This window comes from Thalassobacillus devorans, from assembly GCF_900176565.1.
Lineage (GTDB): Bacteria > Bacillota > Bacilli > Bacillales > Halobacillaceae > Thalassobacillus > Thalassobacillus devorans_A.
The window spans coordinates 203,046-218,032 of the sequence record NZ_FXEH01000005.1; the positions used below are offsets into that span (position 1 = coordinate 203,046).

At 42.0% G+C, this 14,987-nt stretch carries 15 protein-coding genes; 7 read left to right on the plus strand and 8 right to left on the minus strand.

What is annotated here, in order from left to right:
• The first annotated feature begins 37 nt into the window (after positions 1–37).
• On the plus strand, positions 38–487 hold the full coding sequence (locus tag B9Y67_RS05895; RefSeq protein ID WP_085505843.1) for a hypothetical protein: 450 nt from the start codon (positions 38–40) through the stop codon (positions 485–487).
• Between the two features lie 46 nt (positions 488–533).
• Here B9Y67_RS05895 and B9Y67_RS05900 read toward each other — a convergent pair whose 3' ends face one another.
• The 6 genes from B9Y67_RS05900 to B9Y67_RS05925 all read right to left on the minus strand — a co-directional run bounded on the left by B9Y67_RS05900 (position 534) and on the right by B9Y67_RS05925 (position 5,866).
• Positions 534–1,193 carry a 3'-5' exonuclease gene (locus tag B9Y67_RS05900; protein ID WP_085505844.1) on the minus strand — a complete coding sequence of 220 codons (660 nt, stop codon included), beginning with the start codon at positions 1,191–1,193 and terminating at the stop codon, positions 534–536.
• Positions 1,194–1,220: 27 nt separating this feature from the next.
• On the minus strand, positions 1,221–3,164 hold the full coding sequence (locus tag B9Y67_RS05905; protein ID WP_176223922.1) for a DUF294 nucleotidyltransferase-like domain-containing protein: 1,944 nt from the start codon (positions 3,162–3,164) through the stop codon (positions 1,221–1,223).
• Positions 3,130–4,809 (minus strand): sodium:solute symporter family protein, encoded by a 1,680-nt coding sequence (locus tag B9Y67_RS05910; RefSeq protein ID WP_085505846.1) that lies wholly within the window; start codon positions 4,807–4,809, stop codon positions 3,130–3,132. The genes B9Y67_RS05905 and B9Y67_RS05910 overlap by 35 nt, the downstream gene beginning before the upstream one ends.
• 52 nt (positions 4,810–4,861) lie before the next feature.
• Positions 4,862–5,164, minus strand: coding sequence for a DUF4212 domain-containing protein (locus B9Y67_RS05915; protein WP_062441051.1), 303 nt, complete (start codon positions 5,162–5,164; stop codon positions 4,862–4,864).
• Positions 5,165–5,202: 38 nt separating this feature from the next.
• On the minus strand, positions 5,203–5,388 hold the full coding sequence (locus B9Y67_RS05920; protein WP_085505847.1) for a hypothetical protein: 186 nt from the start codon (positions 5,386–5,388) through the stop codon (positions 5,203–5,205).
• Between the two features lie 238 nt (positions 5,389–5,626).
• Complete coding sequence (locus B9Y67_RS05925) at positions 5,627–5,866, minus strand: hypothetical protein (protein ID WP_085505848.1); 240 nt, start codon at positions 5,864–5,866, stop codon at positions 5,627–5,629.
• 149 nt (positions 5,867–6,015) lie between these two features.
• On the opposite strand from B9Y67_RS05925, the gene B9Y67_RS20625 reads away from it, so the two are divergent.
• From B9Y67_RS20625 to B9Y67_RS05930, 3 genes are all read left to right on the plus strand, one after another.
• Positions 6,016–6,174, plus strand: coding sequence for a hypothetical protein (locus B9Y67_RS20625; RefSeq protein WP_166761401.1), 159 nt, complete (start codon positions 6,016–6,018; stop codon positions 6,172–6,174).
• 135 nt (positions 6,175–6,309) lie between these two features.
• Positions 6,310–6,447 (plus strand): hypothetical protein, encoded by a 138-nt coding sequence (locus B9Y67_RS20630; RefSeq protein WP_176223923.1) that lies wholly within the window; start codon positions 6,310–6,312, stop codon positions 6,445–6,447.
• Between the two features lie 193 nt (positions 6,448–6,640).
• Complete coding sequence (locus tag B9Y67_RS05930) at positions 6,641–8,203, plus strand: IS1182 family transposase (protein ID WP_085505849.1); 1,563 nt, start codon at positions 6,641–6,643, stop codon at positions 8,201–8,203.
• 127 nt (positions 8,204–8,330) lie between these two features.
• Here the strand turns inward: B9Y67_RS05930 and ilvD are convergent, their stop codons facing one another.
• Positions 8,331–10,025: a dihydroxy-acid dehydratase gene (gene ilvD, locus B9Y67_RS05935; protein WP_085505850.1), complete on the minus strand. Its 1,695-nt coding sequence runs from the start codon at positions 10,023–10,025 to the stop codon at positions 8,331–8,333.
• A gap of 307 nt (positions 10,026–10,332) precedes the next feature.
• Here ilvD and murB point away from each other — a divergent pair, with 307 nt between their 5' ends.
• Both murB and katA read left to right on the plus strand, forming a co-directional pair.
• Positions 10,333–11,253 (plus strand): UDP-N-acetylmuramate dehydrogenase, encoded by a 921-nt coding sequence (gene murB / locus B9Y67_RS05940; protein ID WP_085505851.1) that lies wholly within the window; start codon positions 10,333–10,335, stop codon positions 11,251–11,253.
• 673 nt (positions 11,254–11,926) lie between these two features.
• Positions 11,927–13,384: a catalase KatA gene (gene katA / locus B9Y67_RS05945; protein WP_085505852.1), complete on the plus strand. Its 1,458-nt coding sequence runs from the start codon at positions 11,927–11,929 to the stop codon at positions 13,382–13,384.
• A gap of 84 nt (positions 13,385–13,468) precedes the next feature.
• Here katA and B9Y67_RS05950 read toward each other — a convergent pair whose 3' ends face one another.
• On the minus strand, positions 13,469–14,440 hold the full coding sequence (locus tag B9Y67_RS05950; RefSeq protein ID WP_085505853.1) for a cation diffusion facilitator family transporter: 972 nt from the start codon (positions 14,438–14,440) through the stop codon (positions 13,469–13,471).
• A 191-nt stretch (positions 14,441–14,631) separates the two neighbouring features.
• On the opposite strand from B9Y67_RS05950, the gene B9Y67_RS20955 reads away from it, so the two are divergent.
• Complete coding sequence (locus B9Y67_RS20955) at positions 14,632–14,826, plus strand: LAGLIDADG family homing endonuclease (RefSeq protein ID WP_254901725.1); 195 nt, start codon at positions 14,632–14,634, stop codon at positions 14,824–14,826.
• Positions 14,827–14,987: the final 161 nt, after the last annotated feature.

Genomic DNA, 14,987 nt, shown 5'->3' on the forward strand with positions numbered 1-14,987 from the left:
AGATGATTCTAGAACGGGATAAGAAATGAGGAGTTTTATGCTAAGCTTTAATGAAAAAATTTCAATCATTGAGGAGTTTCCACAATTGACACGTAAAGAGGTGTCACTCGGGCGAGTGAACTATCATTATTATCCAAGCGTGTATGATAAAACAGTTGTAGTGTACCACCTTCACCCTAACGGGAATGGTTTTGTTTATACCGGTCAACTGAGTGAGTATGACGCTGATTCAAAAGGTTTAGTCAATATTAGGAATTACACCGAAAACCAACTACGCGACATTATTACTGCTGCTATCGGAAACTTATCAACAGACGCTGAAATATCCCATGAACAGACATGGACAGGTCCTGATAACCAATCACTGTTGCTGGTTCAGGAAGATTACTTCTGGAATATTTATACTGGAGAGATGCTAGAAGAAAGCTTCGAGACCTATAACGAAGCAGAAGCTTATCTTAAAGAAGAAGGATTCATCAAAACATAAAAAGAAGACGAACTCTATTTTTCGAAGAGTTCGTCTTCTTTGTGTTTCAATAAAACATTCTGCTTTTAACAGCTGTTACTTGCAAAAGATCTCCCCAGGTACCATGACCTCTTTCTTGAATCATACGGATGGCTTCACAGAAAAGATAAGCCGTAGTCAGCGTATCACCTAAAGCAGTATGTCGCTCGAAAATTTTTGTGCCTAACATGGCCGCATAATCCATTAAGTCTTTCCCACCTTCCGTAGGAAATAAATACCTTAATAAACTCAACGTATCTACTGCCCTCGGTTTTACAAATTTATATCCTTCCCTGGAAAGCTCACACTTCATCAGCGTAATATCAAATTGTATGTGATGCCCAATCAGACAGGTGACAGCATTATCTTCCATCATTTCCGAAAAACGGTTGATAACTTGATAAGCATTCGGGGCTGTCTGTACATCACGATCTTGTATACCCGTTAACTTAACGATTTTACCAGGAATTTCACGGTCAGGATTGACATAAGTCTGATAGGCGTTTTCTTTTTCCACCTGAAGATTCCGAACTGGAACTGCAGCCAATTCTATCATCCGATCTTCCTTTTGCACGTTAAAACCAGTCGCCTCCGTATCGACTACTTGAAAACTGACATCTTCCAGCCTGGTTGATAAGGGAATATCCTCTTGCAAGTCAAAATGAAATCGTTTCGCTCTCTTTATCATAGTTGCTCGCCTCCACTTCCCTTACCTTTACAGTGAGTACTGGCTTAACATCGTTGATTGCAGTTTCCTCATCTCTTTCAAGGCCCGTATCAATTTTTCTTTTTCTTTGGTTGAAAGCTGGGAGAAAGTAAGAATCGATGACGGCGGCTTTCCTGCTGTTATGCTCTCCCATTTTTGCTTAATATAAAATTCCATTACCTGAGTTAAGGCATGTCTCAAATCAGTTGCAAACCAATCTGTAATGACGTCTTTCTCTACTAAGGCTCCTAATTTTTCTAAAGTTGTCCCTTCCAGAATCTGATTGGATAGCGATAAAATCTGCAAAGCATGGTGAAATGGAAATAATACTTCTCTTTTTAGATCCAACTGTTTACGGTCTATACGTAAAAGTGCTCGTATTGGCTGTTCCAGACTGGGAATCTGATTTTCTTTTTCCACTTGAGCCAGCCGATATAAAAAGATACTCGAACGTCTGACCTCCTCCTGTACCGTTTCAAGGAAATCTGCATGCAGCTCCTCTGACCCGTACAACTTACGAAAAGAGAAGAAGTTCTGAGCAAGAAGTAATGTGTCATTGGTCGACCTCATGGACCACCTTCTCAATGTTTCTCTCCACTTGGACAGCGATCCTCTCCACATGGGTTCACTGGCCATCATATTTCCTTTACATCTTTCGTACCCGGCTTTCTCCAGGTTATTCGTAATTTCTTTCCCAAGTCGTGAAAAATAGTCTTCTACCTCTTCTTTCTTGTTCTCCTCGACCTCTTCATAGACAAGAAAGTGATCCTGATCCGTCAGGACGAATTGTTCACCCCGCCCTGAGCTCCCCATTTGATACCAGATAAACGCTGCCGGAGGACTCCCCAATCCTTGAACCTTAAGTGTATCAACAGCAATTGCTACGGCCCGCTTAGTCAGTCGATCGTAAAGTTCAGTAAGCACATCCAATATATGCAAAGAAGGTACATTATCACGAATAAGTAAAGCTAAGATATCGTAAATTTCCTTTTTTACTTCGTTTAACTCATGTGCTCCTGTCTCCTCCACCTTTTTTAAAGCAGAGAACATTTGACGATTTTTCTTTCTTAGTAGATCAGCCATTGTTATCATACCTGCTACCTTTTTTTCGTCATCTAATACGGGAAGATGTTTAACCCCTCTCAAAATCATTTCTGATAACGCATGATAGTAATAATCGGCGCGGTGGATATGATATGGCTGCTCTGTCATGATACTTTCAGCCAGGTCATTTACCGTTTTGTTACGAGCGACGACACGGCTTACGAAGTCTTTCTCCGTAATGATGCCTTCCAGGCTCCCATCCTTCGTAATTACAATAGAGCTTGCATCTTCTTTAAGCATCGTTTCTGCTGCTTTCTGAATAGTGACATGACGGTCTACAGTAGTTGCCGGCCGAGTCATGATATCCTGTACCCGTAAAAGAAACGGTTCGCTCTCCCCGAATTCATGAGCGAGTCTTACCTGTTCCGCCAAGGAAACATAGACATCTTTCAGCCTGGAGACTACCTGGTGAAGGAAATAATTACGGATATCTTCTTTTCTCCATAATTCCTTCAGTACCTCATAAGGAATATAGAGCCCTACTACGGTTTCAATCGCTCTGATCTCAACCATATAAGCATAGGTGTCATCTTCACTTATGCCGAGAAAATTGCTGAGGCTGCCAAGACCAAGAATTCCTCCTTCCTGGACAACCTCCAGCACTTCACCTGTGTCTTTATCTTCAGCCGCTGCATAAACTTCTGCATTCCCTGAAGTAATGATCAAAATACCCTCACGCCGTTTTCTGGCATGGGCGATGATCGCCCCTTCCGGGTACATTCTTTCTTCACAACGGGAATACAGCTCCCGGAAATAACCGTCGGAAAGCTTCTGAAAAAGCGGCTGATGACGGACTTTTTCACGTACCCGGCAACTATTTGGTGGAGTTTGGTACGTCTTGTGAATCATCCATCCATACCTCTCCATCTCGATAAGTCATTTGCTCTGGATAACGAAGATCAATGACCTCTTCCTGAGCTTCACGCGTCGGTTCTTTTGTCGCCAATGAAACAATAATATTAGTTAAAATGGCCGCAGCTGCACCGAAGACACCAGCCCCTGTATCAATAATTCCAAGGACAGTAAATCCGCCATATTTAGCTGCGAAGATATAACCGAGGGTTACTGATAAACCGACAATCATACCGGCAATAACCCCAGGACCATTGGAACGCTTCCACCAAACACCTAGCAATAGTGCCGGGAAGAAAGAACCTGAAGCCAGCGCAAACGCCCAGGCAACAATTTGAGTGATTGCCCCCGGAGGATTCAATGCAATCAAACCAGCAATAACAGTAGCTAATACAATCGACCAGCGGCCAACCAGCAGACGCTTCTTTTCGCTTGCATTCGGGTTGATGGAACGATAGTAAATATCATGAGAGAGCGCAGCTGAGATGGCGATCATAAGACCACCAGCAGTGGATAATGCTGCAGCCATGGCACCAGCTGCCATTAAACCGATGACGAATATACCCAGATTAGCGATCTCTGGTGTCGCCATAACTACAATATCGTTACTGATGACAATCTCCTGCCATTGCAGTACACCATCTCCATCTGTATCTGCCACCGATAACAGCCCTGTATCTACCCAGGAGGCTGTCCAGGTAGGCAAATCGTTAATAGCTGATCCTGCTACTTGTGTCATCAGAATGAAACGGGAAAATGCTGCATAAGCAGGGGCCGATAGGTAAAGTAAACCAATAAAAAGTAACGCCCATGCCCCGCTCCAGCGAGCCGCTTTCATAGTAGAAACCGTATAAAAACGAACGATAACGTGTGGAAGACCAGCTGTTCCCGCCATCAATGTAAACATTAATGCAAGAAACTGCCATTTCGTACCTTCTGTAAATGGAACTACGTACTCTGTTATACCAAGTTCCTGATCAAGTACACGGAGTTCATCAATTACTTGACCATAAGAGACCCACGGCATAGGGTTCCCGGTAAGCTGCAACGCCATAAAAATAACCGGGATCAGGTATGCGGTAATTAACACAATGTACTGTGCCACCTGGGTCCAGGTAATCCCTTTCATTCCTCCAAGTGCAGAGTAAAAGGCAATTAAAACGACCCCAATCAAAGTACCGATAGCCGCATTGACCTCCAATAGACGACCAATAACGACCCCAGAACCTGACAACTGGCCGACGGAGTATGTAAAACTAATGATAATCGTAGCAACAGCTGCAATCAGCCTTGCTGTATCGCTTCGATATCTGTCTCCAATAAATTCCGGAACTGTATACCGGCCGTATTTTCGGAGTTGTGGTGCTAATAGGAAGGTTAGAAGCAGGTAACCGCCTGTCCACCCCATAATATAGGCTAAACCATCGTAACCCAGGACCATAACTGTCCCGGCCATACCGATAAAAGAAGCAGCACTCATCCAGTCTGCCCCGATTGCCATTCCATTGAAAACCGGAGGAACTCCCCTGCCGGCTACATAAAAATCTGATGTCGCTTTTGCCTTATTGTAAATAGCAATTCCAATATAAAGACCGAATGTAGCTGCGATTAACGCAAATGAGACTATAAATTGTACATCCATCGTTGACCTCCTAAATATCTACAACTGTATTTATTACAAAATTAGGCTCGATTTAATGATCAAGCGTCTTACCAGCGCTGATGGATTCATTCTTCTTGGCATCAATCCCATATTTTTTATCAATCTTGTCACTAACTACCGCATTGACAAAAAGAAGAATGATGAAAGTCAATACTGCCCCTTGTGCCCCCATGTAATAGTGAAGCGGGAAGTGATTGAATGTGATGGTTGATAAAGGCTCCGCGAATAAAACTACTCCATATGAAACGAGGAAACCGATAGCTAAATAAATCACAATCATTGTCGTCCGGGCGCGGAAATACCCATCTGCCACCTTTTTTTCAATTTTCTTCACAATAGCCACCTCCTTTCAATGTATGGTTTTAACCAAGTTCAGCCCCGCAAATTAAAAATAAAACGAATCGTTTCCCAAAAAGGCATGGGAACCATGATAATTTTTACTAACATAAACACAAAAACAGAAATAAAAGGAACAACAAGAAAAACCGGCTTTTTCTTGTTGAGAGCCAAAATGACAGAGCCAATAGTGATCAATGCAAATATAATTACCCAAACCATGTTTCCAACCACCTTGTGAAAGCGTTATCAAAATTTGAAGCAAACTAATTAAGCAGTTCTTATACGACATCCCTCCATCCTTTAGTGCATTATTAAATGACAGAAAATTAATTATATTGCTATTATTCTAAAGTTCGAGTTTATTTGTCAAGTTATATATCACTAAAAAAAGGTGCAAATCTGTACTAAAACACCCCAGGATAGCCTCTATATGGCTATCCTGGGGTGAAAGAATTTTTTAAACTTTTTCAACAACATATGCTTTCTTATCCTGATAATATTTCTCTCCGTCTTGAGAAGAATGTTCAAAGAACCCTTCAAATTCCTGCGTAACTTTATACTCACGATCCGGCTCAGTGAATAATTGGTTTCCATTGTTAGAAAGAAGCACAACGTTCTTTGTTGATACGAAACTATCCAGTTCCTGAGCAGAGTAGTTATTTCCAGGTTTTAATGTATTGAACCCACTGTTTGTCATAAACATTCCTCCTTTTTTAAAATCAGTTCCCAGGAGAAAAAGGCATCAAACATCTTCCTGTCAAAAATCTGTTTTGGTAATAGTTCACACTCATGAACAAACAGAGAAGAAGCAAACTAATGTTGTAAAGGGAAGGGGGTGTTTGACGCATGCAAGGACGAAACATCCAGTGGCTTCCGATTATCGCTTCCGTCGGTATCGGTGCAGCAACTTACAGCATGATGACAGGTCAAGGCGGACAATTACAAAACGTGTTACCAAGTTTGACGAACATGGCTGGGCAGAACCAACAAAACAAGCAAGGGTAACTTGGCCTTTCGGGTCAAGATCAAATAAAGGGAACGAACTCTCCTCTATTCGGGCGAGTTCGTTTCTTATTATTAACAAGTGTCCTTTCGAAAAAATATAATATTTTTTCCAACCATCAAATGGAGGTGTACAAAATGAGTAAGAAAGCGAGTAGAAACAAAGGAAGAGCAGCATCAAATGTAAATCCGCAAGGGCTTAGTGAAGATGTATCTGACCAACAGCCGGATTCTCAATTAGAACAACATACTAAAAAACGCAACACTAAAATATAACAAAAGAAATCTGATAAAAAGTGGAATATAAAAAGGAGGCTGGGACAAAACCCAGTAAATTAAACGGAAAGTGGTCGGCATCAAAATGATGCCGACCACTTTTTTATGGTTTTCTTTTATTTTCAATAAAGAAAATAAGGACAACCTCTGATAAAATTAAAGTTACCACACAATAACCATCGGAGGTGTCCTTATGTTTAAACAGTATAACATGAACCAAGTAATCTTGCCTATGGATGTGGAAATGAAACTACAAGATAATGATATCGCCTATGCCGTGCATGAGTTGGTGGAAAGTATTCCGGATGAAGCCTTTTCAGCATTCCTGCGTGACACGGGATGCCCGGCGTATCACCCACGCATGATGATGAAGGTCATTTTATGCGCCTACACCCAATCCGTGTTCTCTGGAAGAAAAATCGAAGGGCTGATCAAGGATAGTGTGCGTATGATGTGGCTGGCTCAAGGTTATGAACCCAGCTATCGAACCATTAATCGGTTCCGTGTCCACCCCGCCGTCAAAGATCTTCTTCGCCAGAGCTTTGTCCAGTTTCGTTCCCGACTGGTTCAAGAAGATATCATTGATGCGGAAGCTATTTTTATTGATGGAACCAAGATAGAAGCAAACGCCAACAAGTTTACGTTCGTCTGGCGTAAGGCCGTCGAAAACTACAGCGACAAGCTAATAGAAAAGTCCAACCGAATGTATGAGGAATTAGTGGAAAAGGAAATCATCCCTGAAATAGAAAGGGAAAATCCGGAGGAATTATCGGTCGACGAACTTTCTGATATAGCCGAAACATTAGATGAAAAAGTCGAAGACTTGAACCGGAAAATTGAAGAAAGCGAAGACACAAGTGAACGAAAACAAATTCGTTCCGAACGCAAAGAACCGAATCAGGCCAGGAAACAGTTCAGAGACTTTGCGGCGCGCAAGCAAAAATATGCGAACGACATGGAAATCTTCGGGAAAAGGAATAGTTATTCGAAGACAGACCACGATGCGACATTTATGCGGATGAAAGATGATTACATGAAGAATGGGCAATTGAAAGCCGGCTATAATATCCAAGTTGCGACGGAAGGTCAATACGCCCTCGCTTATGATATTTTTCCGAACCCCACGGATATGCGTACCTTCGGTCCTTTCCTTGATCGGATCGAACAGGATTACTTTGAACTTCCGAACTACATCGTCGCCGATGGGGGCTATGGGAGTGAAGAAAATTATGAAGATGTCCTGGAAAACCGGGAGCGTGAGCCTCTGATTACATACAACTCTTATCGTAAAGAGAAGACGAAGAGCTTTCAAAAAAATGCCTTCCACTCCGCGAATTGGTCATACAATGAAGAAGAAGATTCCTATACGTGTCCTAACGGAAAACAAGTGACGTTCCGTTACCGATCCCAGAAAACCGATCGAAACGGTTATACCCGGGAGTTCAAAGTGTACGAGAGCGAAGATTGTACGGGATGTCCGCTCCGTTCCCCGTGCACGAAGGCAAAAGAAGGGAACAATCGAAAAGTCTATTATAATGAAAAGTGGGAGCAACAAAAAAATACGGTGAGAGAGAAGCTTTCGGATGAGAAAACCGGCGAACTCTACGGCAGACGCAAAGTAGATGTAGAGCCAGTTTTTGGATTTCTGAAGGCTAATTTGCGTTTCACTCGCATGTCCGTCAGGGGCAGCGATAACGTTGAAAATGAATTAGGTTTTGCCTTTTTGGCCGTGAACTTGAGAAAGTACACGGCCTGAAACGGAAACCGTCTAACCAATTATGAGATTGACTCAGTAAAAAAGGGTTCCGGTCATCAAAATTCGATAATCGGAACCCTTTTTTTACTATTTTCGGCTAGTTATGTCCCAGCCTCTTATCCTATATTCAATCGAGTTCTAAATCTGTTACTGCCCCTTTTGCTGAAGATGATACCAGACGGGCATATTTGGCAAGTACACCTGTCTTGTGTTTCAGTTCCGGGCGTTGCCATTCATCTTGGCGACGTTCAAATTCTTCTTTCGTTATACCAACATTGATTTCCTGGGTTTCACTGTCAATCGTGATGGTGTCGCCTTCTTTCAACAAACCAATCGGACCGCCGACAACGGCTTCTGGGGATACATGTCCAATTACAAACCCATGTGATCCACCGGAGAATCGGCCATCTGTCATTAGGGCGACCTTGCCTCCCAGCCCTCTTCCAACGATCATGGATGTAATGGAAAGCATTTCCGGCATTCCTGGCCCTCCTTTTGGACCAACGTTACGGATGACCAGGACATCCCCTTCTTTAATTTCTCCACCTTCAATTGCTTTGGTCGCATCTGCTTCACTATCATAAACTCGCGCCGGTCCTTCAAAACGGCTGATTTTCAAACCAGACATTTTAGCAACTGCTCCTTCTGGGGCCAGGTTCCCGCGCAGAACGACAAGTGGGCCTTCTGGCTTAATCGGGCTGTCAAGCGGAAGAATTACTTGTTGTCCTTCCTTCAGTGATGGTGCTTCTTCCAGGTTTTCTGCTACTGTTTTACCAGTCACTGTCAAACAATCACCATGAAGCAGTCCATGCTCATGAAGCAGTTTCATAACAGCCGGTACGCCTCCTGCTTCATACAGATCCTGCATCACATATTTACCACTAGGTTTCATATCTGCAATAAATGGTACCTTTTTCCTTACCCGTTCGAAGTCGTCTAAGGAAAGGTCGACTCCTGCAGAATGAGCCATGGCGGTTAAATGTAAGAGCGCATTTGTAGAACCACCAAGCGCCATGACAACAGTAATAGCATTTTCAAATGCTTCTTTTGTCATAATATCCCGTGGATAAATTTCTTTTTCGAGTAGTTCAACTACCATCTCTCCTGCTTGTCTGCACTCCTGTTCCTTATAATCGTTAACAGCAGGTGTGGAGGATGAACCTGGGATACTCATTCCTAAAGCTTCTACGGCAGAAGCCATCGTGTTGGCGGTATACATCCCGCCGCACGCTCCGGCCCCCGGACAGGCATTACATTCTACTCTGTGGAGCTGTTCTTCATTGATTGTGCCTTCCTGATACTGCCCGACTGCTTCAAAGGAAGAAACAATATCAATATCTTTTCCATCCAGTTTACCAGGCTGGATGGTACCACCATATACATATACGGATGGGATATTCATTCTTCCAATCGCCATGACACAGGCAGGTGTTGTTTTGTCACAACCTCCGATGGCTACGACGCCATCAAGCCGTTCAGCGTTCGTCACCGTTTCGATTGAATCAGCGATGACTTCCCGGCTAGGTAAAGAATAATGCATTCCTTCATGGCCCATGGCAATCCCATCGGAAACAGTAATGGTATTAAAAATCATTGGAGCTCCACCATTATCTGAAGCTCCACTCTTTGCTTCTCTGGCAAGCCGGTCGATATGTACGTTACAAGGAGTAACTTCACTCCACGTACTGGCGATGCCGATCATCGGTTTTTGAAAATCTTCATCTTCAAATCCTACCGCTCTTAACATGGAACGGTTCGGTACCCGATTAACGCCTTCACTGATTACTTTACTTCGTATGCGTAAGTCTTTTTTGTTTTCCATCAGCTACACCTTCCTACTCCTTTATTTACGCCAGGCGTTCAGCCTGAATCTTTGACTATTATTATGTAATGATACTAATTTGTCGACGGCTACGCAATGAGTTTTCTGAATATATCAAGTTTTTACAAAATAAAAGCGCTTTCTTTATTGTTATATAGCGTATCAGAAAAATTTTGACATTTGTTTGAATAAAATAGAGAAGGACACTGCATGTAACCTGCTTGTAACTTCACCTATGTATGCCTCATATGCTAATATATTAGAATGACTGGTGACGAACAGAATATTTTTAATGGGAATGATGTGTATGGACAATAAAGAAAAAATTCACAATAAATTAATGGACATTGTAAAAGAAGAAAATGTAAAAGTCGATGAAATGCTGCGAGACCATTTATATACCAAACTTGGCGGCAAAGCTGACTTCTTTATTACACCAACTACTTACGAGGAGATACAGAATGTTGTCAAGTTTTCCAAGGAAGAAGATGTCCCTTTCACATTGCTCGGGAATGGTTCCAACTTGATCATCAAGGATGGAGGCATACGTGGAATAGTTATTAACCTGAAGCATCTTGATAAAATATCTTCTGAAGGAAATACAGTGGTAGCCCAAAGTGGAGCGCGAATTATCGATGCTTCATATTACGCGTTGGAGCAGCACTTATCCGGGCTTGAGTTTGCCTGTGGAATCCCCGGAACCGTCGGAGGCGCCTTATATATGAATGCCGGGGCTTATGGTGGGGAAATCAAAGATGTTCTGGATTATGCTTATGTCGTTGATAAAGAAGGAAATCTTGTTAAGCGGCTCGCTTCAGAGCTTGACTTAGATTACCGAACCAGTAATATTCCAGATAATGGAGACATTGTCGTAGAAGCAACCTTCAACCTGAAACCAGGTAATTACGAAGATATCAAAGCCGTAATGGATGATCTGACATACAAAAGAGAATCAAAGCAGCCCCTTGAATACCCATCATGCGGAAGTGTTTTCAAACGACCGCCAGGGTATTTTGCCGGCAAACTGATTCAGGACAGCAAACTGCAAGGAACAAGCATCGGAGGAGCTGAAGTCTCCACAAAGCATGCCGGGTTTATCGTCAACAAAGATAATGCCACTACATCGGACTACATTGCTTTAATTGAACATGTTCAAAAAACCGTGAAAGAAAAGTTTGGAGTTGATCTCGAACGTGAAGTACGGATTATCGGTGAAGATGCCGAATAACCATCACTGCACATCACAGATGTGCAGTTTTTTAATTTTCTTTTCGTCATTTCCCTGCAAATGTATGTATTGCTCAACTTATCCTGACAGAAACTCATCAGAATTCGACAAAAACACCCCTTCCTGACTCGATTCTTGTAACAATTTTTATTGTTTAAGTCTCCAGGAAAAGCGGTATAAGCTACTATACATTAAATTAACAGTTTATGGTTTTCCCATCATCAGAATCTTTCTTCATGATATTTCACATTAATAAGGAGAGAAAAGTCATGAAAATCAAGGTACGTAGTTGGCAGATGTTAACGAGGCAAGATAAACTGTTTATTTTGAAAGCTGTCAGTCAACGGTCCAGGGTGATGAAAAGTGCTTAATTATAAAGAAAATAAAATCAATAGATACAGCTATCCAATACTTATACTATCTTGAACTTTCGTGATTAACCACATGTTGTCACGGAAGTTTTTTTATGTCTTCACTCTTCTGCTTTCTATTATTGCATATGTTCTTACTTTCAAGTTTAAGTATGCGATATGTCTGAAATAAACTACTTCTAACTATTTAATCTTTAAACAAATGATCAATTTATAATTATTATAAAAAGATATTGATTTTTCATTGATAAGTGTTATCATTGTTTTAGGTAGTAAAAATACTTTTATGAGGTGGTACTTTTATGAGCAATAATAAAAATACATTAACAACAAGCTGGGGAGCTCCCGTTGGAGATAATCAAAATTCCATAACAGCAGGTTCTCGCGGCCCTACTCTGATCCAGGATGTCCACTTGCTGGAAAAACTGGCCCACTTCAACAGAGAACGAGTACCGGAACGTGTTGTGCACGCAAAAGGTGCTGGGGCACATGGTTACTTTGAAGTAACTAATGATGTATCGAAATATACGAAAGCTGACTTTTTGTCTGAAGTAGGAAAACGCACCCCGTTATTTGTACGTTTCTCCACAGTTGCAGGAGAAAATGGATCCGCTGATTCTGTTCGTGATCCACGGGGATTTGCAGTAAAGTTCTATACAGATGAAGGCAACTATGATCTCGTCGGTAACAACACACCAGTGTTCTTTATCCGTGATGCGATCAAGTTCCCTGATTTCATTCATACACAGAAACGTCACCCGAAAACGCACCTGAAGAACCCTAATGCTGTATGGGACTTCTGGTCTTTATCTCCTGAATCACTGCATCAGGTCACCATATTAATGTCAGATCGAGGCATACCGGCTACATACCGTCATATGCACGGTTTTGGCAGTCACACATTTAAATGGACAAACGCAGATGGAGACGGTGTCTGGGTCAAATATCATTTCAAGACTGAACAAGGCATCAAGAATCTAACGGAAGAAGCAGGAACAAAAATCGCCGGGGAAAACCCTGATTACCATACAGAAGACCTGTTTAATGCTATTGAAAAAGGCGACTATCCAGCATGGAAACTATATGTCCAAATCATGCCACTCGAAGATGCCGATACTTACCGTTTTGATCCATTCGATGTCACTAAAGTGTGGTCTCAAAAAGACTATCCATTGATCGAAGTTGGACGAATGGTATTGAACAAAAATCCCGAGAACTATTTTGCAGAAGTTGAACAGGCTACCTTCTCTCCTGGAACACTGGTTCCTGGTATTGATGTCTCGCCTGACAAAATGCTGCAAGGGCGCTTGTTCGCCTACCATGATGCTCATCGTTACCGCGTAGGAGCCAACCATCATGCATTACCGATCAACCGGGCTCGTAACGAAGTAAACAATTATCAGCGTGACGGGCAAATGCGTTTTGATGACAACGGCGGTGGTTCTGTTTATTACGAACCAAACAGTGCAGGCGGACCCGCTGAGAATCCTGAGGACAAACAAGCAGCCTACCCTGTATCAGGTGTAGCAGAAAGTGTAGCTTATGACCATAATGACCACTACACCCAGGCAGGGGATCTGTATCGCCTGATGTCTGAAGAAGAGCGCACACGCCTTATCTCCAATATCGTTGGTGCAATGGGGCCAGTGGAAAGTGATGAAATTAAACAACGGCAAATCGAGCATTTCTATAAGGCGGACCCTGAATATGGTCAGCGGGTTGCAGAAGGACTAGGTTTGTCTGTAAAACAGGAAGTATGACAAAGGGCTATCCATTCTCAATTAAATAATGATTATTATCATTTAAAAGGAGATTCTCTATTAGTGAGAATCTCCTTTTTTCAATTATTTATTCTCTTTATCCTCCACTTCCCAGTTTTGGATCTTATCTGTTTCAATAATTCCGATGACTACATCATCTACATCAGGATCTTCCAAAACGCTGTCCCTTACCCTGTATTTTATATCATCCGCTTCTGCTAACGTCATTCCACCTCTTAACTCGATAGCACCATCAACATGGTAATCATCTCCCTCACGAATGATACGAAGCCTCTTGATGTCCTCGACATCCTTATCGGCAAGTATGAGGGAAGCAATCCTATTTTCTACAATTTCCGGGGCAGCAGCGCCAATCAACCCCATCGTGTTTTCGTAACCGAGCATCAATGCGATGATGATCAGCAATACACCAATCAGTATCGTTCCGATTCCATCCAGTATATATAAGCCAGTGAAGTGCGCTAAAACCACGGATATTAGTGCCAAAACCGCTCCTGAAGTAGCTATAATATCTTCATAAAAAACAAGCTTTGTTGGCGGGGCTGCATATTTGACATTTTTGAATGATGACGGAACTACTTGCAGGCCTGAGGCATCCACTCGTGATTCTTTCACCACTTCTTTCATTGCTTTAATTAAAATGAAACCATCGACGGCGATGGATGCAACTAGAATCAATACGTTAAGCCAAAAACTTGTCGATGCCTTCGGGTGCTGGATGATTTCCCATCCCTTTAAGATCGTTTCATAGGCCATGATGCCGATAATAATGACAGCTAACAGCACAAATAAATTGACCACCCGTCCAAAGCCGGTAGGGAACCGTTTAGTCGGCTCTTTTTCAGCAAGCGCGCTGCCAAAGTAAACAAGCCCCTGGTTAGTAGCATCAGCGATGGAATGAATGGCAGTTGCCATCATAGCCCCGCTCCCACTTACTGCTGCCGCTATGCTTTTGATAATCGCAAGACCGGTATTCCCCAGCGCAGCTACACCGGAAGACTTGTTCCCTTTTTTCAAAAGTTCCAGCAAAGCCATATTTTCAACTCCTCTTGAAGATAGATAAAATTCTTCATGATCTTTTTATTATTTACCTTAACTGTCTGATAATGCATCCCCATCCTCCTAGCAAAATAATGATGCTACTGAAAAACTGTAATAATATTGCTCATTACCGTATAATAAAAACGAGAACATTAGTTCCCGTTAAGATTAAGGGAGGAAACAATATGAAAGCTTGGGAAGCAGCCTACATGGCAGGGATAATTGATGGAGAAGGAAGTATCACTTTAACCAGAATCCATAAAAATGAACATAGAAGACCCTGCATTACCATTTCTTCCACTGATAAAGAACTTCTCACTTATCTACAAGCCTTAGGTGGGGGAACAATTATTAATAAAAAAAAATTACAAACCGGATAAACATTTAAATTCCTATACCCTAAACATTAAGGTAAAAACCGATGTATTAACGGTTTTAAAGAATGTTCATACATTTCTACGAGTTGACCGGAAACGTAAGCGAGCATTATTGATATTAGAACAATACGAGCTTGTAACAGTAAGGAACGGAAAGTATTCTA